This is a genomic window from Silicimonas algicola (genome assembly GCF_003148765.1).
Taxonomy (GTDB): Bacteria; Pseudomonadota; Alphaproteobacteria; order Rhodobacterales; family Rhodobacteraceae; genus Silicimonas; species Silicimonas algicola.
In genome coordinates, this window is record NZ_QGGV01000006.1 from 14,157 (window position 1) to 39,531 (window position 25,375).

At 62.6% G+C, this 25,375-nt stretch carries 27 protein-coding genes; 16 read left to right on the top strand and 11 right to left on the bottom strand.

Going from position 1 to position 25,375, the window contains the following annotated elements; genetic code table 11:
- The first annotated feature begins 24 nt into the window (after positions 1–24).
- Together C8D95_RS13440 and C8D95_RS13445 are read left to right on the top strand one after the other, a co-directional pair.
- Complete coding sequence (locus C8D95_RS13440; protein ID WP_109759716.1) at positions 25–1,800, top strand: potassium/proton antiporter; 1,776 nt, start codon at positions 25–27, stop codon at positions 1,798–1,800.
- Between the two features lie 516 nt (positions 1,801–2,316).
- A complete protein-coding gene (locus C8D95_RS13445) occupies positions 2,317–3,267 on the top strand; it encodes an OmpA family protein (protein ID WP_109759717.1) in 951 nt (316 codons plus the stop codon).
- Positions 3,268–3,954: 687 nt separating this feature from the next.
- Here C8D95_RS13445 and C8D95_RS21750 read toward each other — a convergent pair.
- Positions 3,955–4,737, bottom strand: a complete 783-nt coding sequence (locus C8D95_RS21750; protein WP_126918601.1) for a hypothetical protein — start codon at positions 4,735–4,737, stop codon at positions 3,955–3,957.
- 391 nt (positions 4,738–5,128) lie between these two features.
- Between C8D95_RS21750 and C8D95_RS13460 the strand changes: the two genes are divergently transcribed.
- The 3 genes from C8D95_RS13460 to C8D95_RS22275 all read left to right on the top strand — a co-directional run bounded on the left by C8D95_RS13460 (position 5,129) and on the right by C8D95_RS22275 (position 6,153).
- Positions 5,129–5,431: a hypothetical protein gene (locus tag C8D95_RS13460; protein ID WP_249033323.1), complete on the top strand. Its 303-nt coding sequence runs from the start codon at positions 5,129–5,131 to the stop codon at positions 5,429–5,431.
- A 257-nt stretch (positions 5,432–5,688) separates the two neighbouring features.
- On the top strand, positions 5,689–5,970 hold the full coding sequence (locus tag C8D95_RS22270) for a helix-turn-helix domain-containing protein (RefSeq protein WP_206508353.1): 282 nt from the start codon (positions 5,689–5,691) through the stop codon (positions 5,968–5,970).
- Between the two features lie 15 nt (positions 5,971–5,985).
- Entirely contained in the window at positions 5,986–6,153 is a 168-nt protein-coding gene (locus C8D95_RS22275; RefSeq protein WP_206508351.1) for a helix-turn-helix domain-containing protein, read from the top strand.
- A 276-nt stretch (positions 6,154–6,429) separates the two neighbouring features.
- Here the strand turns inward: C8D95_RS22275 and C8D95_RS13470 are convergent, their stop codons facing one another.
- Positions 6,430–6,657: a hypothetical protein gene (locus C8D95_RS13470; protein WP_109759720.1), complete on the bottom strand. Its 228-nt coding sequence runs from the start codon at positions 6,655–6,657 to the stop codon at positions 6,430–6,432.
- 431 nt (positions 6,658–7,088) lie between these two features.
- On the opposite strand from C8D95_RS13470, the gene C8D95_RS13475 reads away from it, so the two are divergent.
- Genes C8D95_RS13475 through C8D95_RS13505 form a run of 8 tightly spaced genes read left to right on the top strand, consistent with a single transcriptional unit; the run spans position 7,089 to position 13,883 of the window.
- Positions 7,089–9,197, top strand: a complete 2,109-nt coding sequence (locus tag C8D95_RS13475) for a copper-translocating P-type ATPase (protein WP_164721742.1) — start codon at positions 7,089–7,091, stop codon at positions 9,195–9,197.
- Complete coding sequence (ccoS, locus tag C8D95_RS13480) at positions 9,194–9,370, top strand: cbb3-type cytochrome oxidase assembly protein CcoS (RefSeq protein WP_109759722.1); 177 nt, start codon at positions 9,194–9,196, stop codon at positions 9,368–9,370. The genes C8D95_RS13475 and ccoS overlap by 4 nt, the downstream gene beginning before the upstream one ends.
- Positions 9,370–11,019 (top strand): cytochrome-c oxidase, cbb3-type subunit I, encoded by a 1,650-nt coding sequence (ccoN, locus tag C8D95_RS13485; protein ID WP_420902675.1) that lies wholly within the window; start codon positions 9,370–9,372, stop codon positions 11,017–11,019. Before ccoS ends, ccoN begins: the two co-directional genes overlap by 1 nt.
- A 4-nt stretch (positions 11,020–11,023) precedes the next feature.
- A complete protein-coding gene (ccoO, locus tag C8D95_RS13490) occupies positions 11,024–11,800 on the top strand; it encodes a cytochrome-c oxidase, cbb3-type subunit II (RefSeq protein ID WP_338143035.1) in 777 nt (258 codons plus the stop codon).
- Between the two features lies 1 nt (position 11,801).
- Positions 11,802–11,972 carry a cbb3-type cytochrome c oxidase subunit 3 gene (locus C8D95_RS13495; RefSeq protein WP_109759724.1) on the top strand — a complete coding sequence of 57 codons (171 nt, stop codon included), beginning with the start codon at positions 11,802–11,804 and terminating at the stop codon, positions 11,970–11,972.
- A complete protein-coding gene (gene ccoP, locus C8D95_RS13500; protein WP_109759725.1) occupies positions 11,963–12,841 on the top strand; it encodes a cytochrome-c oxidase, cbb3-type subunit III in 879 nt (292 codons plus the stop codon). Before C8D95_RS13495 ends, ccoP begins: the two co-directional genes overlap by 10 nt.
- Positions 12,838–13,008 (top strand): hypothetical protein, encoded by a 171-nt coding sequence (locus C8D95_RS22060; protein WP_164721741.1) that lies wholly within the window; start codon positions 12,838–12,840, stop codon positions 13,006–13,008. Before ccoP ends, C8D95_RS22060 begins: the two co-directional genes overlap by 4 nt.
- Positions 13,002–13,883: a DUF2189 domain-containing protein gene (locus C8D95_RS13505; protein WP_109759726.1), complete on the top strand. Its 882-nt coding sequence runs from the start codon at positions 13,002–13,004 to the stop codon at positions 13,881–13,883. The genes C8D95_RS22060 and C8D95_RS13505 overlap by 7 nt, the downstream gene beginning before the upstream one ends.
- A 147-nt stretch (positions 13,884–14,030) precedes the next feature.
- Here C8D95_RS13505 and terL read toward each other — a convergent pair whose 3' ends face one another.
- Positions 14,031–14,627: a phage terminase large subunit gene (gene terL, locus C8D95_RS22965; protein WP_109759727.1), complete on the bottom strand. Its 597-nt coding sequence runs from the start codon at positions 14,625–14,627 to the stop codon at positions 14,031–14,033.
- On the opposite strand from terL, the gene C8D95_RS22065 reads away from it, so the two are divergent.
- Positions 14,567–15,001, top strand: a complete 435-nt coding sequence (locus C8D95_RS22065) for a hypothetical protein (RefSeq protein WP_109759728.1) — start codon at positions 14,567–14,569, stop codon at positions 14,999–15,001. The genes terL and C8D95_RS22065 overlap by 61 nt on opposite strands.
- Positions 15,002–15,161: 160 nt before the next feature.
- Here the strand turns inward: C8D95_RS22065 and C8D95_RS13520 are convergent, their stop codons facing one another.
- From C8D95_RS13520 to C8D95_RS13530, 3 genes are read right to left on the bottom strand one after another with little or no spacing between them, the layout of a single operon-like run.
- A complete protein-coding gene (locus tag C8D95_RS13520; RefSeq protein ID WP_109759729.1) occupies positions 15,162–16,604 on the bottom strand; it encodes a phage terminase large subunit family protein in 1,443 nt (480 codons plus the stop codon).
- A complete protein-coding gene (locus C8D95_RS13525; RefSeq protein ID WP_109759730.1) occupies positions 16,597–17,004 on the bottom strand; it encodes a DUF5681 domain-containing protein in 408 nt (135 codons plus the stop codon). The genes C8D95_RS13520 and C8D95_RS13525 overlap by 8 nt, the downstream gene beginning before the upstream one ends.
- Positions 17,001–18,458 carry a site-specific DNA-methyltransferase gene (locus C8D95_RS13530; RefSeq protein WP_170121484.1) on the bottom strand — a complete coding sequence of 486 codons (1,458 nt, stop codon included), beginning with the start codon at positions 18,456–18,458 and terminating at the stop codon, positions 17,001–17,003. Before C8D95_RS13530 ends, C8D95_RS13525 begins: the two co-directional genes overlap by 4 nt.
- 1,313 nt (positions 18,459–19,771) lie before the next feature.
- Here C8D95_RS13530 and C8D95_RS13540 point away from each other — a divergent pair.
- Positions 19,772–20,824, top strand: a complete 1,053-nt coding sequence (locus tag C8D95_RS13540) for a phosphatase PAP2 family protein (protein WP_109759732.1) — start codon at positions 19,772–19,774, stop codon at positions 20,822–20,824.
- A gap of 366 nt (positions 20,825–21,190) precedes the next feature.
- On the opposite strand, the gene C8D95_RS13545 is transcribed toward C8D95_RS13540, so the two are convergent.
- Positions 21,191–21,820 carry a sulfotransferase family 2 domain-containing protein gene (locus tag C8D95_RS13545; protein ID WP_109759733.1) on the bottom strand — a complete coding sequence of 210 codons (630 nt, stop codon included), beginning with the start codon at positions 21,818–21,820 and terminating at the stop codon, positions 21,191–21,193.
- Between the two features lie 238 nt (positions 21,821–22,058).
- Between C8D95_RS13545 and tsaA the strand changes: the two genes are divergently transcribed.
- Positions 22,059–22,583 (top strand): tRNA (N6-threonylcarbamoyladenosine(37)-N6)-methyltransferase TrmO, encoded by a 525-nt coding sequence (gene tsaA / locus C8D95_RS13550; RefSeq protein WP_109759734.1) that lies wholly within the window; start codon positions 22,059–22,061, stop codon positions 22,581–22,583.
- Positions 22,584–22,690: 107 nt separating this feature from the next.
- Here tsaA and C8D95_RS13555 read toward each other — a convergent pair whose 3' ends face one another.
- The 4 genes from C8D95_RS13555 to C8D95_RS13570 are packed head-to-tail and all read right to left on the bottom strand — an operon-like array spanning position 22,691 to position 25,356.
- On the bottom strand, positions 22,691–22,987 hold the full coding sequence (locus C8D95_RS13555; RefSeq protein WP_109759735.1) for a hypothetical protein: 297 nt from the start codon (positions 22,985–22,987) through the stop codon (positions 22,691–22,693).
- Positions 22,984–24,255 carry an APC family permease gene (locus tag C8D95_RS13560; protein ID WP_109759736.1) on the bottom strand — a complete coding sequence of 424 codons (1,272 nt, stop codon included), beginning with the start codon at positions 24,253–24,255 and terminating at the stop codon, positions 22,984–22,986. The genes C8D95_RS13555 and C8D95_RS13560 overlap by 4 nt, the downstream gene beginning before the upstream one ends.
- Positions 24,248–24,604: a cupin domain-containing protein gene (locus C8D95_RS13565; RefSeq protein ID WP_241239709.1), complete on the bottom strand. Its 357-nt coding sequence runs from the start codon at positions 24,602–24,604 to the stop codon at positions 24,248–24,250. Before C8D95_RS13565 ends, C8D95_RS13560 begins: the two co-directional genes overlap by 8 nt.
- Positions 24,601–25,356 carry a YqcI/YcgG family protein gene (locus C8D95_RS13570; RefSeq protein WP_109759737.1) on the bottom strand — a complete coding sequence of 252 codons (756 nt, stop codon included), beginning with the start codon at positions 25,354–25,356 and terminating at the stop codon, positions 24,601–24,603. Before C8D95_RS13570 ends, C8D95_RS13565 begins: the two co-directional genes overlap by 4 nt.
- Between the last annotated feature and the right edge of the window lie 19 nt (positions 25,357–25,375).

A 25,375-nucleotide genomic window follows, 5' to 3' on the forward strand; every position in this document is an offset into this window, starting at 1 on the left:
CCGTTCTCCGCAGGACTGGCGCGCATGTTCGATGCGATCAACATCGCTGTTCTCATTGGCGCCGGCCTTGTCGCCGTGAGCGGGATCACGAGTCTCGTCTCACAGCGCCTCGGAGCGCCCCTCCTACTGGTGTTCCTCGGAATTGGTCTATTGGCGGGAGAAGACGGTCTCCTCGGGATCAGGTTCGACGGAGCCGGGGCTGCATACTTCATAGGTTCGGTGGCTCTTGCCATCATTCTGTTCGACAGCGGGTTCGCGACGCCCATTCGGAGCTACCGCGTCGCCGCGCCGGCCGCGCTCACCCTGGCGACACTCGGCGTTATCCTCACCACGGTGTTCATGGGAGTTTGCGCGCACTACCTGCTGGGACTTCCCTGGATCGAGTCGATGATGCTCGGCGCCATCGTCGCTTCGACGGACGCCGCGGCCGTGTTCTTCCTCATGAGAGTGGGCGGCATCACCATCCGCGAAAGGGTGAAGTCCACGCTGGAGATCGAATCCGGCGCCAACGATCCCATGGCCATCTTCCTGACGGCCACGCTTGTTGAGTTCGCCGCCGCCTCGGGTGAAAGCGGCGCCGAGATGGGCGTGCAGCTTCTGGTCGACTTCGTCTTGCAGATAGGTCTTGGGATTGTTCTCGGGATCGTTGGCGGATTCCTCATTACCCGCCTGATGAACCGATTGGAGGACGTTGACCCGGCCCTCTATCCGATCACTGCGCTCGCCGCAGGCCTCGTCGTCTTCGCCGCAGCAGGGCTGTTGGGAGGGAGCGGTTTCCTGGCGGCCTATGTCGCGGGTCTCGTTGCCGGCAACAGCCGGATCAGGTTCGCGCACCGAATCCGTCGGTTCCAGGTCGGGATGTCCTGGCTCGCGCAGATCGGGATGTTCCTGACACTCGGCCTCCTGGCAACACCGTCGACATTCGAGGGCCTGACCCTCCCGGCGCTGGCGCTGGCAGCAGGTCTGATCTTCGTCGCGCGTCCTCTGGCCGTATGGATTTGCCTGCTGCCCTTCGGCTTCACGTCACGCGAGGTCGCCTTCGTCGGTTGGGTCGGACTGAGAGGCGCCGTCTCGATCCTCCTCTCGATCTTGCCGACGCTCGGCGGGGTTCCCGGCGGAGGGCTATATTTCAACATTGTCTTCATGATGGTGCTGAGCTCGCTCCTCATTCAGGGCTGGACCATCTCTTTTGCTGCACGCGCGTTGCGGCTTCTGGTGCCGCCGGAACCGGGGCGGGTCGACCGTGTCGAGCTTGATCTGCCGGGAAAGACCGAACTCGAACTGGTGGGCTACCGCATCCATCCCGAAAGCAGCATCGCCGCCGGCGAGCGGGTGCCGCGCTGGGCGCGGCCATTGCTCATAATTCGCGGCGGCAAGGCGCTATCCATCCACAACGCCGGGCCCTTGGAGGCGGGAGACCGTGTCTACCTTTTTGGAACGCCGGACCAGTTGCCGTTGCTCGATCGGGTCTACACGAGACCCGGAGGCGCGGACGACCCCGATGTGATCGGGCACTTCCCATTGAACCCTGATACGACGGTCGGACAGCTCTCCGACGAGTATGCCTTGAACGCTTCCGGAGAAAGGGACCGAACGCTCGGCGATCTTCTCCAGAAGGCGTTCCACGACCAGCCGGTTGTCGGGGATCGCCTGACGCTAGGTCCCATTGCGCTGGTTGTTCGTGCCGTCGACGAAGGGCGTCACGTGACTGAGGTGGGGATGATTCTGCAACCGGGGCGGAATTCAATTGGAAGGCCACCCGGCTTTAAGGAGCGACTGCGGAACTGGTTCGAACGCTGACTGAAGAAACCACTCCCGGAATCTATTGGTCCTAGGTCTCGCCTGCTCAGGCTGATGATCGTCTGCACAATTGGCCATCAAAATCTCTCGCCGCGAGTCACAGTTTCGCCCAGTTGAAGGAGCACTTGCCTCACGTGTAGTTTTTTTTGTCAGCTCCTTGCCATGTTGGTGGAGCAGTAACGAGTGAGACAGGTATGGCGAGCAATTCGCACCGAATCCCCGATTCCGTCCTCAGTGCTTTCTCCGCCCTTGTGCGCCTCTTTTGTTTTGGCCGGAGCGGATCGAGCCAGCATCTGACGTCGTTCACGCAGATCGGGGAACGAACTTCCAGCAAAAACCCATCGTGCCTGCGGCCAGAAGAGCCGAAGCAGAACGATACGCAATGCCGGCCGCTCGGCAGGTTGCCCTACGCCTTCTGAACGAAGGCGATGCAAAGGCACGAGTTACTACGATCCTGCTGATCGTAGGCGCGTCACCCAGCAAACCCAGTAATCAGTAAAATGTTCGAGGACTGTAATGAGTAAAATCTCCCTAGGAACGATGTTCATCCTTTCCGCCGCTCTGGCTGCCTGTTCGGACAGTCGCTCTCCCGAGCAGTTGACCCGGTCGGAACCACTTCCGGTCGGTGTCGAGGCTCGCCAGAGAATGGGCGTTGCCACTGTCTACTTCTCCTTTGACGGCGTCCAACTCAACTCTCAGGCGCAGTTGCTGCTTGATGCCGAGGCGGCGCGCATGATTAAGAACGCCAGATCTGACTACGTCATCGTCGGACACGCCGACAAGGTTGGATCGCCCGACTACAACCACGACCTCGGCATGCGCCGAGCCCTGAGCGTTGTGACCTATCTGGTCTCGAAAGGTGTCCCTCGCGACCGGCTGGTTCCGACCGCGTCATTCGGCGAGCTCTCTCCTGTTGTAGTCGTCGACCAGGCAGAACGCCTCAATCGACGCGTGGTCATTCTGGAGAAGAACTCCTCGGGTTCCGCGAAGGCCTTGATGCGGGACGAGGGAGAGCGGGCGCGTGACCGTCTGGCAGCGGGCCCTGAGCAGCCCCAGTTCCAGACCCCGCCCACGTCTGGCGGGCTGTCCGATCTCCCTGGTGAGACTGAGACGCCGGACAATGAGACACCGGATCAGTCCGAAACACCCCCGCCGTCGCAGCAGGAACCGGAGAGCAACCCGGGTGGAGGCGAGGACGGTGGCACGGGTGGCGATGAGTCCGGCAGTCCGACGGAAGAACCCGGAAACCAACAGCCCGGTGAACCCGAAGACGAACAGTCGTCCGGGAACGGGAGTGGTGGCCAAGGGAATGGCAACGGGAACGGCGGTCAAGGGAATGGCCAGGGCAGTGGCTCCAGTGGAGGCAGCCAGTCCGGGACGCATACCGATGCCGGTCGCGGCAACGGCGCGGAGGAAGGCGATCCGGGCAACTCCGGCGGCCGGAACCAGGGCGGCGACAACGACTGACTGGTTGAGCTTGCGACGAGGCCGCCTGGCGGTCTCGTCGCGGTCAGGATTGCCATCGATGTTTAGCGAGAAATCGTGAGGAAGACATGAATCAACGGCCGTTTTCACAGACCGACGAATTTCGAACCCAAACTGCCACCGAGGCGGAGAGTGCCGATCTCGTCAAGCGACTGAACGCTCTGGGCCCCGACGTGGTCAGGGCAAAGCTAGCCGCCTCGTACTTCAAACCTGTCTCGATCGTGGAGACGGAGACTGGAGGCAGAGTGGTGAGTGCTTCCCCAGCATTCGTAGAGCGCTGGTTGGTGGCGCACGACGCACATGCTCGCCGTCGATCACGGACCAATGACCGGCTTACGTGGCTCGCGGCTGCCGCGGCGATAGTCGGTGCCGTGGCGAGCGTACTTGGTCTTGAGCTGTGAACGGGGGCACGCGAAGGAGCACGTCTCTGTGGGCCTGAGCGCGCCAAGAGCAACAGGGTCCCATTGTGAAGGCGAGGCTGCCAAAGAAGACCGCCCCGCCTTCTAAGTTCGCGGCTGTTCAGACTGCTTTCGTCGTTTGAGCCGCTTGGTCCACTGTCTTCTCAGCGAGAGACGTGAAGTCCGCGACAACTTAGGATGAAGGACCCTGCGCGCGTTCGCAGAGCGCGACCGGCAGTCCGCTCTGCCTGTGGAGGCGTCATACTGCGCATCATCCTGTCTGGAATGGGCCAGCTCGGCCAGATCGTGCCCATGTGACGCGGTCTCCGGAACCTCGCCTTCTTCGGTTCGTTCCTTCGATATTCAACCGTGAAAGGAGGTTGAGATGGTATATCCAACTGGTGACGGCCATCGGACCGATCCGCATCGCGTCGACCCGTACAAGTACCCCGGCGTTCTTCCTCATGAGCTCGGCACGCGCGGTGACGCGGGCGGTGCGGGATGGTGGATTGCCGGGATTATGCTCGCCATCCTGGGCCTGATCGTGCTCCTCGCAATGTCCGGGGGAGCGCCTGATGCTGGTGACACAGTACCAGCAGCAGCCGTGACGAATGAGCAGGGGGCCACGGCGCCTGAGACGTTTGTCGCGCCGTCTGCGCCCGTGCCCGTCGAATAGGCTTTTTGCATGCGAGCCGCTCGGTTCTAAGCCTGTCGGGAAGGCCTCCGGCAGGCTTTCACCTCCTCCAGCTAAGCGGCCCGGCTCGACTATTTCAGCGTCGAATTCAACAAGACCCGGACCGTCACTTGTCGTGGGGGCCACGATAATCTTGGCATTTAAAATTCCGGGGCCGGAGAACTCAATCGACCGCTCGAGAAGGTCATCAGCGCCCTGCGTGACAGAATACCCGCTGCTGCCCAGGATCTCCTCCCAGACCGCGAGCAGGTCGTCGACATCAACTCGCGTTGAAATAGAGAACATGCGGGCGCTCGATCCAATTGCACGATCTGTGACGACCTCCGCATCCTCGGGCGAGAAAGAGACGCGGGTCTGCATGTCATAACTGTCATTGCCACCAAGCTAGAGGTCATTACGAGGTGTTCAAGGTCGTAAGATTGCGATGCCCCAGCCCGGAGGTTTACTTGATCGCTTTTCGTTCTTGGGCCCGGACCTGCTGTTCCCTTAGGAGCACTTCACTCGTCGGCTCGGTCGCGGCCGAAATACCCCCTGCCGCGACCTCAACTGGTTCAGCCTTCGCCTTTGCTCGCAGTCCCTATCACCGCGACTTCTTGGGGCCGTCGGACGAGGACGATGCGTGACTGGAGGTCGTCTCGTTGCTCGACGACTCATCGGCCCGGCACAGGTCGCTGCAAGGGTTCTGGAGTTTGGCCTGCTGCGCCGGTTCCATCCACTGATCTCGGCGCGCGCGGCCGCAGTGGCACATCCCATGGCAGCGGTAGCGCTGGTGATCTTCGGGGCACCCGCTGCTTACGCCTTTGCAGTTCTGCACGGGCCCGGTAACGGCATTCTCACAATCGCGAAGGGCACGCTGCCCTTAGCCCTGTTCGGTGCGGCCGGCTACGGACGGCGGCTCGGCTGGCTCAACGCTCCGGCGCGTATCCTGCAGGCGGCGGCGCCCTTGGTCTTCGGGGCAGCGCTGACGGCTTGGGGCCTGCACGCGATCTGGCTCACGGCCGGGATCGGAGTGGCCTCCCTCATCGCTCTTCTTGCGCTCAGGAGAACAACGTAAATAGCGGGCCCGCGTCGTGAGGTAGAGATTTCGAAGGCGCCGAACTGATTGGCGTGGATCACTCGGCTGAGTCCTGTTTCCGCCGGGAACCTGCCGCCTATGCAGACGGTTTCTTTTGAGCCGCAACAGAACGGTCTAGGAGACAGACGATGGCGAACAGCAAAGACGACAAGGACGACAAGAAGTCGGGTTCCGGCAAGAAGGGCTCCGGCAAGAAGTGACCGAGATCGCCCCGCCGCCGGCTTGGTGGCGGGGCATTGCCACTACGAACAGTTCTGGAGACGACAGATTGCCCGGCCGCCGGCGAGGGCGGTCGGATCTTAACAAGCGGAGGTGCCTCGGCCTGGGCGGACCTTGCCCTTCACCTCGTCGCGCGCTTTTCCAGCGGGACCGAGGCGGTTCGTGCGGCCATGATCTTTCTCCTCGGAGACCACAGCGAGGGACAGCTCCCGTTTGCCGGGGCGCGGAGGCCGCAGCGCCACGACGACGCGGTGACCGCAGAGGTTCAGAGCTGGATCGCCGACAACTACCACTCCTAGAATCCTGTAGCACTCATGGCGCGCCGTTCCGGACTGTCATCTCGAACGTTCGCCCGCCGTTTCCGTGCGGCGACCGGATACGCTCCGATCGACTACGTGCAGACGCTCAGGATCGAAGAGTCCAAGCAGCTCCTGGAAACGGAGAAGTCGCCGGTAGATGCCATCGCTTTTGAAGTCGGCTAGGGGGATCCGAGCTCCGCCGCCTCTTCAGGCGGATGGTCGGCGTGACACCGGCACGCTAGCGCCAACGGTTCGCCGGGATCGCGGCCCCGGCTGGCGATGGCTGACGCAGTTGCCGGGCCGTCCGCCGCGAGCTGGTGGTCAGAGCGACGCCGGTTCGATTGCCCACGCCTGCTTTACCTGCTCTGACCGGAGGACCAGGAACGAAGCGGAAAGAACGCTACCGCATCTGCTCCGGACCGAAGCGTACCTCGCTCGCAGGCGTCTCAAGCCAGAACCCTAATTTATCGCGGCAACCTCGGCTGCAGGGATGAAGTAGATATGCACGTCGTAGTGCGGCACCGGGAAGCCCTCGTGACCCTGCGGCTCGAAGCCGATGTTGATCTGGTCGATCGAGGGCAGATCGGTGCGTCCGGAGAGACTCTCACAGGACTTGCCGGCGACGCGACCGCGTCGGGGATGCGAAGGGGTTCCCCTTTGAGGGCAGCGGCAAAGAACCTCGGTCATCCAGAGGAAGCTGTTGATCGGATCACCGAGCCTCCAAGCAAATGTCCGCCGTCACATTCTAACTAATGAGCCGCGCGCAGCCAGCTCATACGCAGCCGTCATCAAAGAGCTTCAGCTGGGATCCTTGGGACTGAACACGGAGTCAGACGCCGGATCTTCTTCGCGCATTCGTGTCTCTCCAGCCGCTGGAAAGATGGCGGCCGAGATAACGCCGGCACCTAGATTGGGAAGTACGGGTTGCATCCGCCTCGTCGCGCGGGACATCATCGGCTAAATCGGGGTGCGCTTACTGTGCGATCATGAAGGGGCACGGTGGCAAACCGAAGCTTGATAGACTGCGAGGGGGTTCTTTGCCGGTATCAGCTGCGATCAGTTCGACGGGTTCTGAGACCATCACCCTGTCAGCGCCGAGCATCCGGTGCAGCGGCTGCATGGCGGCGATCGAGCGCGCCCTTGCTGCACGCGCCGATGTAGAAGAAGCGCGTGTCAATCTGACGCTGCGCAGGATAAGCGTCAGGCCCGCGCACGGATCGACCAGTCTCAAAGGGATCCTCTCCGAGTTGGAGCGCATTGGCCATCCCGCGACGCTGATCGATGCGGCCGATCTCTCACTGGAAAGCGGGGATCGGACCGCCCAAGCCCTGCTGCGCGCCGTCGCCGTCGCCGGATTCGGCGCGATGAACGTCATGTTGCTTTCGGTGGCGGTCTGGTCCGGAGCGACTGGCACGACGAGGGACACCTTCCACCTGATCTCCGCCTTGATCTCGGTTCCGATCGTGGCCTATGCGGCGCGGTTCTTCTTCATCTCGGCCTGGGGTGCTGTGCGCAACGGTCGCATGAACATGGACGTTCCCATTGCCCTGGCGATCGCGTTGGCAATGGCCCTCAGCCTGTTCGAGACCTCCCGCGGTGGCGAAGAGGTCTTCTTTGACGCCGCCGTGACACTGACGTTCTTCCTGCTGATCGGCCGCTATCTGGATTACCGCATGCGGGATCGCGCCCGCAGCGCGATGACCGGGCTCGCGCGGCTCGCCGTCCGCGGCGCTGTTGAGGTCGGCCCGGCGGGCGATCTGCGCGAGATCGCCGTGGATCAGGTCGTTCCCGGGATGCGGCTGAGAATCGCGGCGGGAGAGCGCATACCAGTCGACGTGAGGATCGTTGCCGGAGCAACGGACCTCGACAGGGCGCTGGTGACGGGGGAAGCGTGCCCGGTCTCCGTCGGCGTCGGCGATGAAGTCGAGGCCGGCGCACTGAACCTGACCGGTCCGCTGGATGCGGTCGCCTTGCGTCCCGTCAGAGAAAGCTTTCTGGCGCGGATGATGCAAATGCTGACTACAGCCGAGGCGGGGCGCGGACGCTATGTACGGATCGCCGACCGGGCAGCCCGGCTCTACGCGCCGCTGATCCACCTGCTGGCGCTCGTTACCTTCGCCGGCTGGATGATGGCGACCGACGACTGGCAGCGGTCGGCTTTCGTCGCGATCAGCGTGCTCATCGTCACCTGCCCCTGCGCGCTGGCGCTTGCGGTTCCGGTGGCGCATGTGGTGGCGGCCGGTCGCCTGATGGCGGACGGCATCCTGATGAAGGACGGCTCCGCCCTTGAGCGACTGGCGAATGCCGACCGTGTCGTCTGGGACAAGACTGGCACGCTGACGACCGGCATCCCAGGTCTCGTCTCCCTGCCCGAACTGGATGAAGCCTCCAGGACGGCGGTTGCTGCGCTTGCCAGCCGGTCGGCACATCCAGCGGCGCGCTGCATCGCATCCCGCTTCGAGGGTGCGGTTGAGCCCCTGGAGGCGGTCACGGAACTGCCGGGCTTCGGCGTCGCGGCGGTGATCGGTGGACGCCGGGCGCGGCTTGGCAGGGCTTCCTGGGTCGCCGAGATCGCCTCGGACCGAGCCGAAGGCGATGGTCCTGCCTTCGCTTTCGAGGGCGGATGCATGCTGCGGTTTCCGCTGGAAGAGCGACTGCGCGATGGCGCAGCGGAGGCGGTGGAAGACCTCGCCCGGATGAGACTGCCGTCAGAAATCCTCTCCGGAGATGCGGCGGCGGTGGTGGCGCGCGTTGCCGGCAGGCTCGAGGTCGAAGAGACCCTCTCGGAGATGAGCCCAGCAGACAAGGTCGCGCGGCTTGAAGCCTTGCGCAAGCGGGGCGTCCGCGCGCTGATGGTCGGTGACGGAATGAACGATACTGCCGCCCTCGCGACCGCGCATGTCTCGATGTCGCCGGCCTCTGCGTCGGAGGCCGGCCGCGCGGCCGCCGACCTGGTATTCCTGCGGGATGACCTGCGGGCGGTCCCACTGGCTCTAAGCGTCGCCCGTCGCACGGGCCGCATCGTCCGGCAGAACTTCGGCCTGGCGATCCTCTACAACTGCGTCGCCGTGCCGCTCGCGGTGGCGGGCCTCGTCACGCCGCTGATCGCTGCCATCGCGATGTCCGCCTCCTCGGTGGCGGTAGTGGCCAACTCACTGCGCTTGAGCAGGCGTCGGACGGCGCCGGCCACGGCACCGGAATCGCTGCTCGGTGAGGCGCTCGCATGACGGTTCTCTACCTGCTCATACCGGTGACGCTGGCGATGGGTGCGGTGGGGCTGGGCGCCTTCTTCTGGAGCCTGCGGAGCCACCAGTACGAGGATCTCGAAGGCGACGCCGAGCGCATCCTGCACGATAACGGCGACGCGCCGCTGCCCCCGCAGAAGGAGACCGCCCCATGATGACGCGCTTGATGGCGACCGAACGACAGGGTGCCCTGATCCTTTCGGGGCTGGTGGCCTTAGCCGGCCTCATCCTTGCCGCCGCCGGGCGCGGTGATCCGATGGGTGTGCACGGTTGGATCACGCTGGTGTTCGCAGGAGGAGTGCTCCTGATCGCCCTCCGGGCTCTCGATGCGCCCGAGCCGACCGAAGATCGCCTCGCGAGTTACTACGACGATCCGACGAAGGTCGGGATCCTGCTGGCGCTGTTCTGGGCGGTCGTGGGCATGGGGATGGGGGTCTGGGTCGCCGCGCAGCTCGCGTGGCCGGAGCTTCGCTTCGACGCCCCTTGGTCGAGCTTCGGCCGACTGCGGCCGGTCCATACCTCCGGCGTGATCTTCGGCTTCGGCGGCAACGCCCTGATCGCGACCTCGTTTCACGTCATGCAGCGCACCAGCCGCGCCCGTCTGGCGGGGCACCTCTCGCCCTGGTTCGTGCTTCTTGGCTTCAACCTCTTCTGCCTCGTCGCCGCCTCCGGCTACCTGATGGGGGTCACCCAGTCGAAGGAATACGCGGAGCCGGAGTGGTATGCCGACATCTGGCTAGTGATCGTCTGGGTCGTCTACTTCGTGCTCTATATGCGGACGCTGGCGCGGCGGAACGAGCCGCATATCTACGTCGCCAACTGGTATTATCTCGCCTTCATCCTGGTTGTGGCGATGCTGCACATCGTCAACAACCTGGCCGTTCCAGCGTCCTTCGGCGCGGCCAAGAGCTACTCCGCCTTCGCCGGGGTTCAGGACGCAATGACGCAATGGTGGTACGGCCACAACGCCGTGGCCTTCTTCCTGACCGCGGGCTTCTTGGGAATGCTCTACTACTTTCTGCCGAAACGGGCCGAGCGGCCGATTTATTCCTACCGGCTGTCGATCCTGTCGTTCTGGGGCATCGTCTTCTTCTACATCTGGGCGGGGTCGCACCACCTGCATTACACCGCCCTTCCGCAGTGGGTGCAGACGCTGGGCATGACCTTCTCCGTGATGCTGCTGGTGCCGTCCTGGGCCTCCGCCGGCAACGCGCTGATGACGCTGAACGGCGCGTGGCACAAGGTGCGCGATGACGCCACGCTGCGCTTCATGATGCTGGCGGCGGTGTTCTACGGCTTGTCGACCTTCGAGGGGTCGTTCATGGCGGTGCGGGCGGTCAACTCACTGTCGCACTACACCGACTGGACCGTGGGGCATGTCCACGCGGGGGCGATGGGCTGGGTCGCTTTGATCTCCTTCGGCTCGATCTACGCCGTGGTGCCGCTTCTGTGGCGCAAAGAGGCGATGTACAGCTGGAAGCTCGTCGAATCGCACTTCTGGCTCGCCCTCGCAGGGACCGTCATCTACGTCTTCGCAATGTGGAATAGCGGCATCACGCAGGGCCTGATGTGGCGCACCTACACCGAGAGCGGGACGCTCGCCTATTCCTTCACCGAAACGCTGGTGGCGATGCGTCCCTATTACATCGCGCGGGTGATCGGAGGGGCGCTGTTCCTCGCGGGTGCGGTGATCGGCGCCTACAACGTTTACATGACGATCCGGGTCGCGGGGCACCAGGCGCCGCAGATCGACTATCCGACGGGATCGGAGGCGAACGAGCCTGCGGTTCCGGCGGCGGAGTAGCGCCATGTTCAGGATGCTCCTCAAACCCTTTGCTCGCTTTTTCGAAGTCCACGCGAAGGCGCACTACCGCGCCGAGCGCCATTCCATGGCGCTGACGGCGGGGATCATCCTCGCCGCAAGCGTGGGTGGCTTCATCGAGATAGCGCCGCTCTTCACCATCGACGAGACGGTTGAGTCCGCCCCCGACATGCGGCTCTATACCCCGCTCGAGCAGGCCGGCCGCGACATCTACATCCGCGAGGGTTGCTATCTCTGCCACAGCCAGATGATCCGCACGCTGCAGGACGAGGTCGACCGCTACGGCCCTTATTCTCTGGCGGTCGAAAGCCAGTACGACCACCCGATGCTGTGGGGGTCGAAACGGACAGGACCCGATCTGGCGCGCGTGGGAGAGAAGTACTCAGACGACTGGCAGGTGCGTCACCTGGTCGACCCAAGGGCGCTGGTGCCGGAATCGGTGATGCCGCAATATGCATTCCTCCTCGCGGCACCCCTCGAAACCGAGAGCCTGCCGGGCCGGCTGGCCGCCTTGCGCACCGTCGGCGTGCCGTACACCGACGACCAGATCGCGAACGCCGCCGTCGACGCAGGCGGCCAAGCCGTTCCCGATACCGAACCGGCCGACGGCGTGGCAGAACGCTATGGCGAGGAGACCAATATCCGCCTCTTCGACGGCAGGCGGGAGCGCCTGACCGAGATGGACGCGCTGGTCGCCTACCTGCAGATCCTGGGCGGCCTCACCGACCTCCCCGCCGAGACCCAACCGCCGAGAGGAGACTGACATGGACCTGACTTACGAGGCGACTTCCACCTTCGCCAAGTCCTTCGGCTTGATCTACCTGATCGTTCTCTCGGTGGGGATCACCGCCTACGCCTTCTGGCCGAGCCTGGGCAAACGCTTCGACAAGGCCGCAAAGAGCCTGCTCGACGACGAGGACGGGCCATGTCGGTAAGAGAACGCGATCCCCTCACCGGCCACGAGACAACCGGCCACGAATGGAACGGCATCACGGAATTAAACACCCGCGTGCCGCGGGTGATTTGGTGGGCGGTCGGCATCACTCACGTCTGGGCGCTAATCTACTGGGTGCTGATGCCTGCCTGGCCGTTGGTCACGACTTACACAAGGGGCCTTCTCGGCTATGACGACCAGGAGCGGGTCGAGCGGCAGGTGGCGGCAGCCTATGCCGTCCGGACGGACTGGACGACGGCGCTCGCAACGCTGCCGGCTGAGGAGGTCCGGCAGGATGCCGCCCTGATGTCTCATGTGGCGCGAACCGCGCCCTCGCTCTTTGGCGATAACTGTGCGGGGTGCCACGGAGCGGACGCCGCCGGTGGTCCGGGCTTTCCCAGCCTCGTCGACAATGCCTGGCTTTGGGGCGGAGAGGCGGAGGCGATCATGGAGACGCTGAGGGTCGGTATCAACGCGCCGCACCCCGACAGCCGCTGGGCCCAGATGCCTGCCTTTGGCGAGACCGACATCCTCACCCGACCGCAGGTTCGTATTGTGGTCGACTATGTCCAGTCTCTCTCGGGCCTCGAGACGGTGGCCACGCAGGAGCGTCTGGCCGAAGGGGAGATCCTGTTCGCGGAAAACTGCGCCAGCTGTCACGGCGAGGACGCTGCCGGAAACCGCGACCTCGGCGCCCCCAACCTGACCGATGACGCCTGGGTCTACGGGGGCGACGACGCGGTGATGTTCGAGACAATCCACAACGGCCGGCAGGGCTGGATGCCGGCGTGGGAGGGGCGGCTAACGACGGCCGAGCGCATGATGCTGACCCTCTACATCCAGGACCTCGGAGAGGAGGCTGGTAGATGATCCGTACGCGACTATACGCGCTGGCCTCCATTGCTCTGCTCGTAATCGGCTTTGTCGCCGCCAACGCCCATCTCGTCACCGTCGCCATCGGTTCCCAGCCCGATTGCGTTCTTGATCTTTCCCAACGAAAAGGCGCCGCGCTCCGCCCGGCGAAGCCGTCATGTTGAGCGACCGTACCGATCCTCCACCTCCCGACAACCCCCACGCCGCGGGCGTGATCCCCAAGGTTGTCCCGCCGCTGCCACGCCAAAACCTGCGGGCACGCAACCTGCCGTGGCGCACCGCCTTCGACTGGCTGCGCGCGGGCTGGTCCGACCTCTGGACCAACCCGCTCCCCAGCCTGCTCTACGGCGCCGGCGTCTTCGCGCTCTCGATCCTCGTGGTGTGGGGACTGTTCCAGTTCCGCTACGAATACGCTCTGTTTCCGGCCCTTGCAGGGTTCATGGTCATAGGCCCTCTGATCGCGAACGGTCTCTATGAGAAGAGCCGCAGGCTGGAGCTTGGGGAAGAGGTCGGTCTGGCGGGCATGATCCTTGTGCGGCCGCGCTCCGGCTACCAGGCGCTCTTCATGGGTGTTTTGCTTCTGGGGCTGTTTCTGCTGTGGCTCAGGGCGGCGGTCCTGATCTATGCGCTCTTCTTCGGCATGGTCGCCTTTCCCGGGACCGACGAGCTGATCCCGATGCTGTTCCTGACACCGACCGGCTGGGCGCTGCTTCTGACTGGCAGCGTCGTCGGCGCCCTGTTCGCCGCCTTCGCCTTTGCGATAAGTGTATTCGCGGTGCCGATGCTGCTCACCGAGCGCGCCGACGCCCTTTCGGCCATGGGCATCAGCATGGCGATGGTCTGGGCGAACCTGCCGGTCATGCTGGCCTGGGGCGCGACCGTCATGGGGCTGTTTCTGGTTTCGGTCGCGACGGCGTTCATCGGGCTGGTCCTCGTCTTCCCGGTGCTTGGCCACGCCACCTGGCACGCCTACCGCAATATTCGGACCGACGACCGGCAGACAGGCGAGAGCGAGCGCATGTTCATACGTCCGGCATAGTCTCTCAGGAGAACTAAGCGCGGGCCTTGGCGTCCAGGAGCCATGGAACGGTCTCTCAGGGCCAACATTCTCTGGACCTGATGACAGCGCCGAATGCGCCACCTTGGTCCGGTGTTCCCCATGGTTTGAGCATAGCAGAACCCGACGCTAGTTTCTGTAGCGACTTAGCGTCCAAAGCTGCGGAGGTCTCGTCTCGATCGCCTTAAGGATTTGAGAGGTGCTGTCGACCTGGTCGAAATACTTTCCTTGAGGGAACAGCCCCAATTCCTTTAGGTACCCATCGAGCCACGGAGCAGATTTCGGCAGCCATACTTGGCCGCCCTCGATCTTCGCACACTGGATGGACATGCGCTGGATCTTGTCTCCAGTAGCGACCATGCCTTTGACGTCGTTCAGTCCGTCCCTGAGGAGTTCATTGCCCAGCGCAATTCCGACGCCGGCCTTTTCGACGACTATAAGCGCCGGTCTCCATTTCTTGCGCAGGTCCCGGGCAACGCGACGCAGGTCGGGATAGTCGTATTGAGCGCGGTGAACGTCGAGCAGATGTATCCCGTGATTGATTAGACCCCACGTCGTGCAGACCGAAAGTCGTTGTCCACGCCTGGGACGGACGCTGTGTCCCAGCTCTGCGCCACGGCCTCGTACTTCGACAGGTCGGTCTTGCCCTCGTACGTCCTGAACCAGTGCAGCTTGATTATGTTGCCGCCTGGGAGCGTGGGGGACTGCTGATACTGGGCTTCGTATGCCGACGGTCCAAGCTCTCGCCGAATCCGATCGAGTTCCTCCTGACCGATACGTTCGGGGTGAAGGAGATCACAGATCTTACGCTCCCATCTTACGCCTTCGCTGTGGTAAAGAACCTGGTGCTCGGTGGCGACGTTGCCCCGACTGCATCGTTGGAGAACTCGCGCCCTATCGTACTGTCGAGGCTGGACGCGGGGCAGGGCGCCGGGCTTGGCCCAGGCCAGTTCCAGTCTCCGCACAGCATAGCGCAGGACAGTGCCGGTGACCTCTACGTCGGCGACTTCGTGGATGCGGATTGGGCGGCGGTGATTCCGGAAGTTGGAAAGCCAGATCGTCCAAGGCGGTTTCAGAAGTTCCGACGGTGTCGGTCCTAGCGTCTAGAGAAGCCCCAATCGAGTCCTTGACAGTATTTCAAGACCAGCCCTGAGATCTCCGCCCAGACGTGAGCGCAGCCTTCAGCATCCCTTTGTCGCTGCAAAATGACCAGTGAGGGATTGGCTGCTCCAACCTGGCCGAAGGTTGCACACGATCACTTTACCACCTAGTCAGCACTTTGATGTTACGATCAAGGTGCGGATTATACCGGCTCTTCAGGAGAAGATTGAAGAACAGAATACCTTGAGAGAGGGCATCCACTTGATCGTCATGTGTGCCTCCCGGGAACTCAGTCAACTCTGGAAACAAGACGTCTAGCCAAGGCGCGACCTTTGGAAGAAGCACTCTCTCATCAGCGACAAGAACCATGGCCTTGGCCATCCTGTCTTCCTTCGAGAGCTTCGGCACAACAGGCTGCAACAATTTTCGTCTCACATTCAACGGATATCTATCCCAGAGGGTTTCCAAAAGGGCCAGTCCTGAATGCGCTTTCTCTATGGCGATGAAGTCCGCATCGATGTGCTTCTCGGCTTGAACTACGTGCTTGACGAGTTGAGGGAAGCTCCAGTACCCGCGGACACTCCACATCATATAGAGACGTTCATCGGTCATCTGAAACGCCTGGATGACCGAGTACGAGCCCGATTGCGAACCGGACGCGGCATCGACGCTAAGGAAACGCACGTCGAAGGGCTTGGGCAAGACATCATACCGCTGGAACAGGCTGATGTCGATCTCACCCCCGCCGGCGGGGACCGGCCGCTGTTGGTACTGCGCCAGGAAGTTGGCCTCCCCCATTTTTGCGCGCTGAACCGCAAGGACGTCTCTCGGGAGTCGCGCCGGGTCCAGGAGATCACCCCGCTCGAACGCGTGTAACTCGCCCTGGCCGATGGGCACCTGCATGTCTTCTTCCGCTATCGCTGGCAGCGAAAGCCGGTTCCAATGCTCTTGCGATGCCAGGTGGGCCGCAGGGTCGTGAATCGAGAGCCTCTGCATAACCAAGACCATCGGGCTTTTCGCGGGATCGTTTAGTCGGTTGGAAAGCGAGTTGTCGATCCAGCTATTGACCTTGCCGCAGACGGATTGAGACGCGACTTGGGATCCGTCAAGAGGATCATCCATGATGATGAGATCTGCGCCTTTACCGATGACCGCCCCGTTGACCGAGATTGCCTCCCTCTTGCCTCCCTGTTCCGTTATGAAGACCCGCTCGTTGTCCTTGGCCGGCGCTCCAGACAAGGTAGGGAACGCATCTCTGTACCAGTCCGTCTCCACGACTTTGCGGAATTTGTTTGCGAGTTCAGTTGCGAGATCGAGGTTGTTGGACACGACCCAAATTTCGAGACTGGGGTCGTGTCCGAGGAGGAACGCTGGCCACGCTACCGAGACGATGATCGACTTCAACGTTCGCGGTGGTACGTGGATCATCTGGCGGCGAACGTCACCAGACGCGACGCACTCCAGGGCGAGGCAGATCGCCTCGATGTGCCAATTGTCTTGAAACTCTTTCTCTGGATGGAGGGTCTTGAAGACCATTTCAAGAAAGGCCCGGAAGCTAAGCCGCAGGAGGGCCTCGACGTCAGCTTTCTTTGGATCAGTCATCGTCCCTCTCCTTTGCGGAATGTGGTTGCAGCGCCTTCTCGGCGTATTTCAGTAGCAGTCGGACATCGTCCTCTGTGGCGGGGAGGTCCCTGGATGAGGCAGTAGACGCCTCCCCCAGGTGGAGATTGATCTGACGGAGAAGCTCGCCCAGAGCCCGGGGGCTTCCAGCAAGGGCGTCAGCAACGAGCCTTTTCGCGAAGGCCTCCATCTTCGTGACCTTCAACTCAACGCCCTGTTCCTTGAGGCTCACGCCACCTGAGAGTTCGGCCTCGATGACCGATTTCCAGGACTTCGAACCTTTGGGACGGCCGCCCGGGTTGCCCGACTGTCCCGTCTTGAACCGGCTGTGCTGGGGCGGCCTGCCACGCCCGACGCCATAATCGTCTTCGTCTTCGCTCATTTGCTTCCCTCCGACGGTTCGGCCGGGGCAGGGGGCAGCGTCGAGGGCACGGTTCCTTCGTGCAGTGCCTCGCCCTCCGCAGCTTCGACCTGAATGTGCAGGCCCTGCTCCCTTTCGCGGAACGTCGCACCAGACTGCAGATGAACGGCCTCCACTCCGGTCATCAACTCCCAGCGCCGGATGGCAGAATCCACGTAGTGGGGTGAAATCTCGATTCCGATACAGCGGCGTTTGGTGCGTTCCGCGGCAAGCAGCGTAGTCCCGCTGCCAAGAAATGGGTCGAATACAGTCTCGCCGACAGCGGAGGCGTCAATGAGGGCGTCCTCGACAAGCCGGATCGGCTTTACAGTCGGATGGACCGTAAAGTCGTCGGCCCCGTCAGCTAGACCACCGGTCGCACCAGCATACTCCCAGACATTCGTCCGGTTGCGGCCGTGGATGCCGAGCTCCACATTGTTGGTGTGAGGCGCGCCAGGCTTCTTCGCCACGAACACAAGCTCGTGGCGTGAACGGTAGAAAGACCCCATACCACCATTGGGCTTGACCCAGACGCAGAGGTTGACGTCATCGAACCCGACTTTGTCGAGGGCGATCTGGAGCTCTCTGGTGTGGCGCCAGTCCATAAAGCAGTAGAGCAGCCCACCCGGTTTAACGACCGCACTTGCATTGGTGAGAAACTCCGCGAGGAACGCGGCGAAGTCCGACGATGACATCTCACCGGATGCCTCCGCGAATTCCTTGAACCCTTTCGTCGCTGTTGTGACATGTCCATTCACCTTTAAGTTGTATGGGGGGTCAGAAATAATGATGTCGGCTCGACGCTTTAGGAACAAATTTTTGATAAGCTCCGGGTCGCGCGCCGATCCGCATGCGATGAAATGACGGCCGAGCCCCCAAACATCCCCGTCACGGGTGATAGCCTCGCTCTCTGCATTGCTGCCCCCGTCTGACGAGTCTATCGGATCGGCGTCATCCGGCGCGCCGACAGTGACTTCGAAAAGGCACTCGAGCTCCGGCGGATCAAACCCAAGGTCCCTTAGGTCGGTGTCGAACTCGAGCTGATAGGCCAGTTCGAGGACCAATTTCTCTACGTCCCAAGTGCCAGTCTCCTGGGTCTTGTTCACGGCTATGCGGAGGGCGCGAACCTTTCGTTCGTCGAGATGATCAACCACGATGCAGGGAACCATTTTCATTCCCGATTTCTTTGCAGCTGCAGCCCTTGTGTGCCCATCGACGATCTCGCCCTCCGCTGTGATGAGGATGGGAGTGACGAATCCGAATTGCCGAAAAGAAGCCTCGCACTTCTTAACTTGTCGGCCGCTGGGTTTTCGAACTTGATGGACTGAGACAGTCAACTCGGCAGTGGATCGCCAAACTACGGTCAGATCCAGCAGCAGGTCATTGCGTTTAGAGTCGTTCGTCGGATGCGCAGGATGCGCCTTTGAAGTCGCCATATCGGCCTCCTCGCGTTTCACGAAAGGCACGATGAGGCGTCGACCAGGCCGAGATGGGAATGCCGACGTAGGGCCGTCCATCGCAATCAACGAAGCACCGAAACCTCGGCCTGCACTTCGCTGTAGTTGGATTCTTAGTCCCCGCCGGAAAGCACGTCAACATTGTAAAGCATTGATTCCAGTGACAAACGGTTTGGATGGCTACGGGGGCATGGCCGGATGCTCACAACGTTGGGACCACCTCGCCTTGGGATATCACCACATGCGTTCCGACAGTTCGCGGACCGACCTCTCAAAGTTTGGCGCCGCTGGACCAGGAGCTATCGGTTGTGGAGAGTCATCCAAGTCGGTTGTGGAGCGCCATCCACCACGAAAGTGGGCGCAGGTCTCAGAAGCTTCGCCAGGCCCAGGAGGGTACGAACTGGCTGAGAGGACGTCCGCTGCCACGTTTTTTTCTACGGCATCGAGCGCGACACCTCTGACCATAAATACTGGGAGGGTGAGTCCACCTGCACCAGCAGTTCTCGACCACTTCGCTTCGCCTCGACCACCAAAAAAACGCGAGCCATGCTGCGGCATGCTTCTGGCACGCCTGTCTCTTCTCGTTGACTGTTCATGGTTTCCACGCATTGATTCATCAAGTGGTCCACGCGGGCTAATTGGGTCCGAAACCTGTCGGCGAATCTCAAGGGCTGACTCGAGAGTCGCTGAGTTGGGAGCGCCTCTGTCGCGACATTCAAATACCCACCGAGTGCCCGGGTCTGGCGTAGGACTGTCTTTTTGCCTCCGTCCCTGTTCTTTTCCCTGTTCTCAGGGAAAAGAATTTACCCAGACCGGATCGCTCCAGACTGCCTCCCCAGCCAGGCATCCTCTGTTCAGTAGCCCTTTTCCTCTCGCGCCAGGGCCTTGTCACCAAGGCCTTCGCCAGGCTCCCCGAGGATCTGGCGTGTCGCGGTCCGGCGCTGAGTTCCAAAGCACTCGGAGGTCGTTCATCACCCAGTGCGAGCGAACCGGCGTGCCGGAGCATTTCACCGCGTCCCTGGTCGGGCACAGGTCCGCCCGCCCACAGAACAAGTTAACCTACGGCATCTATTTGGGGGGCATCTCCGAAGAGCAGAAACGCTGCATTGCGTGCGGGTCAGATGAGGGTGCCGGAATGAGCGAGACTTGCAGCGCAGGGTCAGGACGTACGAGACGCCGTAACGCGGCTGTCTTCAGCTTCAAGAACGAGTTGGGACGCTCCCGGCCACATCCACCGTCGCCGGGTCGTATTGTGGCCACAGTTGCGCGATAGCAGATCGAACAAGTTAAGGATGCTGATGCCCCCTAAAGTCTTGTATCCAAAATATGTCAATTACTTAAGCTGCTGTTTCGGGATCCCGTTAGCATATCCCGTGCTGATAGCAGTACAAACTGCTGTGGCCGGGATGCTGGCCAACTTTTCAGCCTATCGTTTTGATCCCGGGATGGGGCAGCTTCTCGCCATCCTCATGGCATTCTGCGTCCCCTGGTTTCTGTGGATTTTGGTAGTGCGCAAGGTGGTTCTCCTCGGCGCCGTCCATCAATCCGAAGCCCCCATCCATGATCTGCTGTCTTCGATCAAGTCACTGGCGCTGGACTTTCACCGGCTGTTGGGAGGTGCAGTCAAGCTAGTGCTCATCTGTTTGTTTGTGGGCGCGTCCGGATACCTCAAGGAGATGATCAGCGTCATCCAACCGTTCGCGTGGGACCATACGTTCATGCGGGTCGACCGGCTGTTGCACTTCGGCGTTGACCCCTATCGCCTGTCTCTATGGCTGTTCGGCTCACCGACCGCCACGACGGCGCTGAACGTAGCGTATCACGCCTGGTTCTTCGTCATCTATTTCGTAACCTTCGTCGCCTGCTTCGCACGAACCGACGACAAGCTTTCCCAAGCTTTCCTTGTCGGTCTCTTGCTGACTTTCGCCGTGGGAGGCAACGCCATTGCGCTGGTCTTCTCATCTGCCGGACCGGTCTACTACGAGCGCCTTGGCCTCGGATCCGAGTTCGAGCCGCTCATGCAGCACCTGCGCGCCATGAACGAGATTTCGCCGGTCTGGGCGCTCTCGGTACAAGAAGGCCTGTGGCACGGGCACGTGGGTGACGGTGAACTTGCAGGTATCTCGGCGATGCCCTCAATGCACGTCGCTACGTCTGTCCTGATGGCATTCTACGCGACGACTTACGCACGATGGGCAGCTTGGCTCATGTGGGGGTTCGCACTTGCGATCCTCATCGGGTCGGTGCACCTCGGCTGGCACTATGCGATAGATGGGTATCTTGGTGCGGCAATCGCCTGGGCGTGTTGGGTCACGGCCCGATATTTGGTCGAAGAAAGAAACTAGGGGTTGAACAGGCTCTCCCCGCGGACGCCCAGCGCCGACGCGAAGGCATCGAGACGGCGTGCGTTCGCGAGCTTCACTCCGTTTTCGACCAACCTCTGTTGCGTCCAGCGCTTCTGCAGACGGAGCGCGTTGAGTCTCGAAATATGCACTTACGGCCAGACTGCGCCGGTCTTGCCTGCAGGCCGAGGACCAAGCGACATGGCCTGATCATCCCCCTGATCGAGCCGTGCCCCGACGCGCCTCCTGGCCCACCCGAAGTACCTATTTGCCCCTGGACGCACCGCAGATGGTCAACCTCTCGGGAAGAGGTATGCCGAACTGCTCTTCCATTGCGACCGGAAGAAGCTCTGGCCTATCGGAAACCCGTCATTCGAAACGGTAGCCGAAACGGTCGATGTCGGCGGCGAACATCTCGGCGACGAGATCGACGGCCTTCGGGGTAAAGCGCGCCCGAAAGTCTCCGCGTCCCGAGCTGTTCTTGTGCGGCAGGCGTTCCGTCATCCCAAGCTCGTCACAGACCAGCGCGAAATCGTTCTCGAGCGTCTCAAAGCGTCCGACGTAATCGACAAGCAGGTCGCCCTGGTCGTCGACCAGGTAGGATTCCTGAGTCGGAGAGCCGACCGATGCGAGGTAGTGGAGATATCCTTCAAGGTCCGTCGACTTCGACACTTCGTAATGACACCGCTTCGGTTCCAGCTGCTCGAAGCGGTATAGCGACAGCATCCGGTCCCACGGGTTGCGGACGAAGGCGAACTTGTAGGCGCCTTCGAAGGTTTCGGCGCCGACGGCCTCGCGAACCTCTCGAGCGGTTCCATGCCATCCGCCTCGGTAAAGTCCGTAGCGATCGTGTTTCGTTTTCCTCCGCAGACGCCGCATGAGGGTCTGCAGGAGGCGTTGGCGAGGGGTCAGGGCGTGATGCCGGAGGGCCGTGGATATGCTTTGTCCGGCGCTCTTCGGGATATGTATGAAGATGAAGCGGTTCTGAGGATCGATCATCGACGGCGCCCCGTGTCGTCCCCTGGGTTGTGGTGGCGAAAGTTAGCATGGGCCTCCGGGGCGTGGGTCCGCGCGTCCTTGCACAGGGACCACAAGCGGCGTCCTTTATCAAGCTTGTACGGGCTCGGTTGCGGGAGGGAGGGCATCCCTTCTGCACGACCTCGACCTCGCGTTGACATGCTGGCTTCGGGCGGAGGTTCGCGTCAGTATCAGGGCGGTGCCGACCGAGGTAGCAAAGATGAGCCACGACGCGAACGACGTGCCTGCGAGCGAGAGCGCGGCGACCGACCTGCGGAGGAACGAACGGGCGGTGAAGCTTCCGCCGGCATCCGACGCGGCTCTGCGTTTCATCGGCGTCATTCGCACGCCCTGGGTTCACCGCGATGCCTGCCCGCGGCAAGGCCGGCCGGACGGTCCGGAGTGCCGGCTGGTGCTCGATCCGGTCTGGCACGACGCGCTTCAGGGTCTCGAAGAGTATCCGATGATCGAGGTGCTTTACTGGCTCGACCGAAGCCGACGCGACCTCGTTCTGCAAAGCCCCAAAAGCGACGGCCGCACGGTTGGCACTTTTGCTTTGCGGTCTCCCGTCAGGCCGAATCCGATCGGGACGTCCCTGGTGAGGCTGGTTCGGATCGAGAACGGGACCGTCGTCGTGCGGGGACTGGATTGCCTTGACGGCACGCCCCTTGTCGACATCAAACCGGACCGCTGCGCGTTCAGCCCCAAGGCGCCGCCGAAATCCGGGGAGGGTGAAGCCCCGTGAGGTGTGGGGACGTGCGGCGGGCTTGTCGCCCGCCGCTTCGCCGTCCCTCGAAAGACGCGCCGTCCCGATCGCTTGCTGGGGGGTGGACCGGGACGGCGGCGCCGAGGTCATTCTTCTGTGCGGTGGTTCCTTTGATCGAAGAAGTCCTCGGCAGAGTATAGGAGTTGCTCGCGGCCCTCGTCGTCGAGGGCCGCTGCGAGTTGCAGGATGCTGGCGAGCGTCGCGTCGCTGCGGAATTCCAGGAAGTCCGAAATCGCATCAGGGTCGTAGCACGCGACGACCTGGTCGGCGAAGGACAGTACCAGCGCGATCTCGGTGTCGTTCATCGTCGCGATGGTCTGCGTCAGGCGGGCCCTGACCAGAGACAGCGTCGCGTCGGATTCCTTCTTGAAGCGTCTCGTCACGATGGCTTCCTTCCGAACATGCGTTGCCGCGGACCCCGGCCCCGAACAACGGCGACAGCCGCCCCGGCGACGATCAGGATCGCCGGATACTGAAGCGCGCCGAGACCCCGGCCCGCGATGAGAAGCGCCACGAGTGCGGTGGCGATGCCGGCCAGCACGCGATGCGACGGCTTCTTCGCGAGGACGAACAGCGCCGCCGCTCCACCTCCGTAGAGAAGGAGGAGGTTCAGACCCGCGCTGGCCAGAAGTCCCGACAAATGCGCGAAACCCAGGCTGACCAGACCGACGACGGTCAGGAGGACGCCTACGGTCAGCAACACCGCGTTCAGCGGCACGCCACCGTTCAGGCGCGACAGGCTTTCGGGCAGGATCTCCTCACGCGAGGCGGAGTAGACCATGCGTGACACGGCCCAGATGGCCGCCGAAAGGTTCGCGAAGATCATCAGCACGGCGATCAGGGCCACCGCCTGCGACGCACCGGCCCCGAGCGCCCGGCCCAGGATGGCGGTGAAGGGCGCTTCGACCGCAGCCTCGGGTCCCGCCGCCGCCACGATGACGGCGAGCGTCAGGTAGAGGACCACGGCGATGACGAACGACAGGCCGATGGCGAGGGGAAGGTCGCGTTCGGGATTGCGGAACTCTCCGCCGAGGGTCGAGGCGACCTCCCAGCCCGTGAAGGCGAAGAAGACCATCATGAAGGCCAACCCGAAGGTTTCGAGGTCGAGCGCCGGCTGAAAGAAGCCGTCCAGGACCGCCGGGGTCGGCTTGACGGTCATCCAGCCCACGACCGCCATCGCGATCAGGACAAGGACCAGCGACGACGCGATGACGGTGTTGATGCGCCCCGCGATCTCGGCCGACGCCAGGTTCGCGGCCATCGCGCCAAGGATCAGGACCGAGGCGTAGGCGTAGACTGACCCTCCGAACGCCGAGGCGGCGTAGTGACCTCCGGCGAGCGCGATGGACGGCAGACCGACCGAGACCGCTCCGAACAGAAGGAAGGTCGCGGGGACATAGCCGAAGTCGCCGAAGGCGCGCTGGAGGAAGGTCGCGATTCCCCCCGAGTCCGGATAGGACCGTCCGAGGATGGCGAAGACCGCCAGAAGCGGCAGCGTCGCAAGGGCGCAGGCGATCCAGATCGAAAGCGCGCCGGTGCCCGCCGCTTGCGCGGCGAGACCGGGCAGCGTCAGAAGCCCGGCCCCCAGCACGATGTTGAGCATCATGCTGGTGCCGCGCCACAGACCGATGGACTTCTTCAGGTCAGTCATGATGGCTGAGCCTGGCCGCCTGGAAGGCGATCAGGTAGGTCGCGCCGCTTTCCAGGGCCACGGAGCCGTGCCGGGTGCCCGCCGGAAGCGAGATCACCGTGCCCGGGCCGCAGCTTTTTTCGCCGTTGTCCCAGTAAAAGCGCACCCGGCCCTGCAGGATCACGAGGGTCTCGTCGCAGTCGTGCTGGTGCCAGGCGTGTTCCTTGCCGGGAACGTCGCGCTGGACCTCGATGCAACCCTGATCGGGAAGAAGCTTCTGGATCAGGGGCCAGATGTCCGAGACGTCCGTATTCATCGAGAAGATGCGGAAGTCGGTCTCTGTCGGGTCGAATGGGGCGAGCTGGTTCATGCCACTTTTCCTTTCTCTTCCTTGCGTTCGTCTGTCCTGACCGCGCCGAGGGCGTGAAACGGGCAGGTCGGCGTTTCGTTCGTGTCGCCCAGGAAATACTGCTGGAACTCGCGGTTGCCCTCGGCGCCGAAGCTGCCGAGGAAGGGTGCGGGATCGAGCGCGTCGAAGTCGGCAAGGCGGCGCCGGACCTCGGTCAGGGCCCGCAGCATGGCCGGGTCGTCGCTGTCGGTGATGCCGTCGAACACCCACCTCGGCTGGAAGGTTATCATGAACGACGTCGACCGGCGGCTTTGCCGCAGGACGTGGGCTGGCGTGTTGCAGACTACGAAGATCGGCTCGCCGGCGAAGCAGAACTCCCAGCGGTCGCTGTCGAGATGTTCCGAGAACCCGTCGGGGCGGTCGGCCTCGTCGAGGCGTGCGAGACCGTCCAGAAGGTCCCAGAATCGGGCGCGGTAGCTTTCGATCGCCTGAACGGGGCCGGGGCGTCCGAAGATGACCATCGAGGTCATGCGCCCGAAATCCCGCGCATTCGCCAAATAGTCCTTCAGCACGGGCGCCACGGTCTCTGGCGTCAGCGGGTCGAGAAAGGCATAACGAAGCTGGTCCGCCTTCTGGCCGGTCACCCCGAATACACAGGGAAAGGGCCGTGACTTGCTGGTGAGCGTCGCTTCGAACTCGGCGAAGAGAATGCCTTGCCAGCTGGAGTTCGGAAAGCTTTCCCGAACCTCCGATTTGGTGAAAAGTTTGGTCATCGCAGCCCCTGGTTCCTTC

Bases quoted from the DNA above. Each gene is read 5' to 3' on its own strand.
- C8D95_RS13445 (WP_109759717.1), top strand. From the start codon at position 2,317: ATGAGTAAAATCTCCCTAGGAACGATGTTCATCCTTTCCGCCGCTCTG.
- C8D95_RS13545 (WP_109759733.1), bottom strand. From the start codon at position 21,820: ATGATCGATCCTCAGAACCGCTTCATCTTCATACATATCCCGAAGAGC.
- C8D95_RS13505 (WP_109759726.1), top strand. From the start codon at position 13,002: ATGTTGAGCGACCGTACCGATCCTCCACCTCCCGACAACCCCCACGCC.
- ccoP (WP_109759725.1), top strand. From the start codon at position 11,963: ATGTCGGTAAGAGAACGCGATCCCCTCACCGGCCACGAGACAACCGGC.
- C8D95_RS13460 (WP_249033323.1), top strand. From the start codon at position 5,129: ATGGCAGCGGTAGCGCTGGTGATCTTCGGGGCACCCGCTGCTTACGCC.
- C8D95_RS22060 (WP_164721741.1), top strand. From the start codon at position 12,838: ATGATCCGTACGCGACTATACGCGCTGGCCTCCATTGCTCTGCTCGTA.
- C8D95_RS13530 (WP_170121484.1), bottom strand. From the start codon at position 18,458: ATGGCGACTTCAAAGGCGCATCCTGCGCATCCGACGAACGACTCTAAA.
- ccoN (WP_420902675.1), top strand. From the start codon at position 9,370: ATGACGCGCTTGATGGCGACCGAACGACAGGGTGCCCTGATCCTTTCG.
- C8D95_RS13565 (WP_241239709.1), bottom strand. From the start codon at position 24,604: ATGAACCAGCTCGCCCCATTCGACCCGACAGAGACCGACTTCCGCATC.
- C8D95_RS22275 (WP_206508351.1), top strand. From the start codon at position 5,986: ATGGCGCGCCGTTCCGGACTGTCATCTCGAACGTTCGCCCGCCGTTTC.
- C8D95_RS13570 (WP_109759737.1), bottom strand. From the start codon at position 25,356: ATGACCAAACTTTTCACCAAATCGGAGGTTCGGGAAAGCTTTCCGAAC.
- C8D95_RS13475 (WP_164721742.1), top strand. From the start codon at position 7,089: ATGGCGGCGATCGAGCGCGCCCTTGCTGCACGCGCCGATGTAGAAGAA.
- C8D95_RS13440 (WP_109759716.1), top strand. From the start codon at position 25: ATGTTCGATGCGATCAACATCGCTGTTCTCATTGGCGCCGGCCTTGTC.
- C8D95_RS13520 (WP_109759729.1), bottom strand. From the start codon at position 16,604: ATGACTGATCCAAAGAAAGCTGACGTCGAGGCCCTCCTGCGGCTTAGC.
- C8D95_RS13540 (WP_109759732.1), top strand. From the start codon at position 19,772: ATGCTGATGCCCCCTAAAGTCTTGTATCCAAAATATGTCAATTACTTA.
- C8D95_RS13525 (WP_109759730.1), bottom strand. From the start codon at position 17,004: ATGAGCGAAGACGAAGACGATTATGGCGTCGGGCGTGGCAGGCCGCCC.
- C8D95_RS13470 (WP_109759720.1), bottom strand. From the start codon at position 6,657: ATGACCGAGGTTCTTTGCCGCTGCCCTCAAAGGGGAACCCCTTCGCAT.
- C8D95_RS21750 (WP_126918601.1), bottom strand. From the start codon at position 4,737: ATGCAGACCCGCGTCTCTTTCTCGCCCGAGGATGCGGAGGTCGTCACA.
- C8D95_RS13560 (WP_109759736.1), bottom strand. From the start codon at position 24,255: ATGACTGACCTGAAGAAGTCCATCGGTCTGTGGCGCGGCACCAGCATG.
- tsaA (WP_109759734.1), top strand. From the start codon at position 22,059: ATGAGCCACGACGCGAACGACGTGCCTGCGAGCGAGAGCGCGGCGACC.
- ccoO (WP_338143035.1), top strand. From the start codon at position 11,024: ATGTTCAGGATGCTCCTCAAACCCTTTGCTCGCTTTTTCGAAGTCCAC.
- ccoS (WP_109759722.1), top strand. From the start codon at position 9,194: ATGACGGTTCTCTACCTGCTCATACCGGTGACGCTGGCGATGGGTGCG.
- C8D95_RS13495 (WP_109759724.1), top strand. From the start codon at position 11,802: ATGGACCTGACTTACGAGGCGACTTCCACCTTCGCCAAGTCCTTCGGC.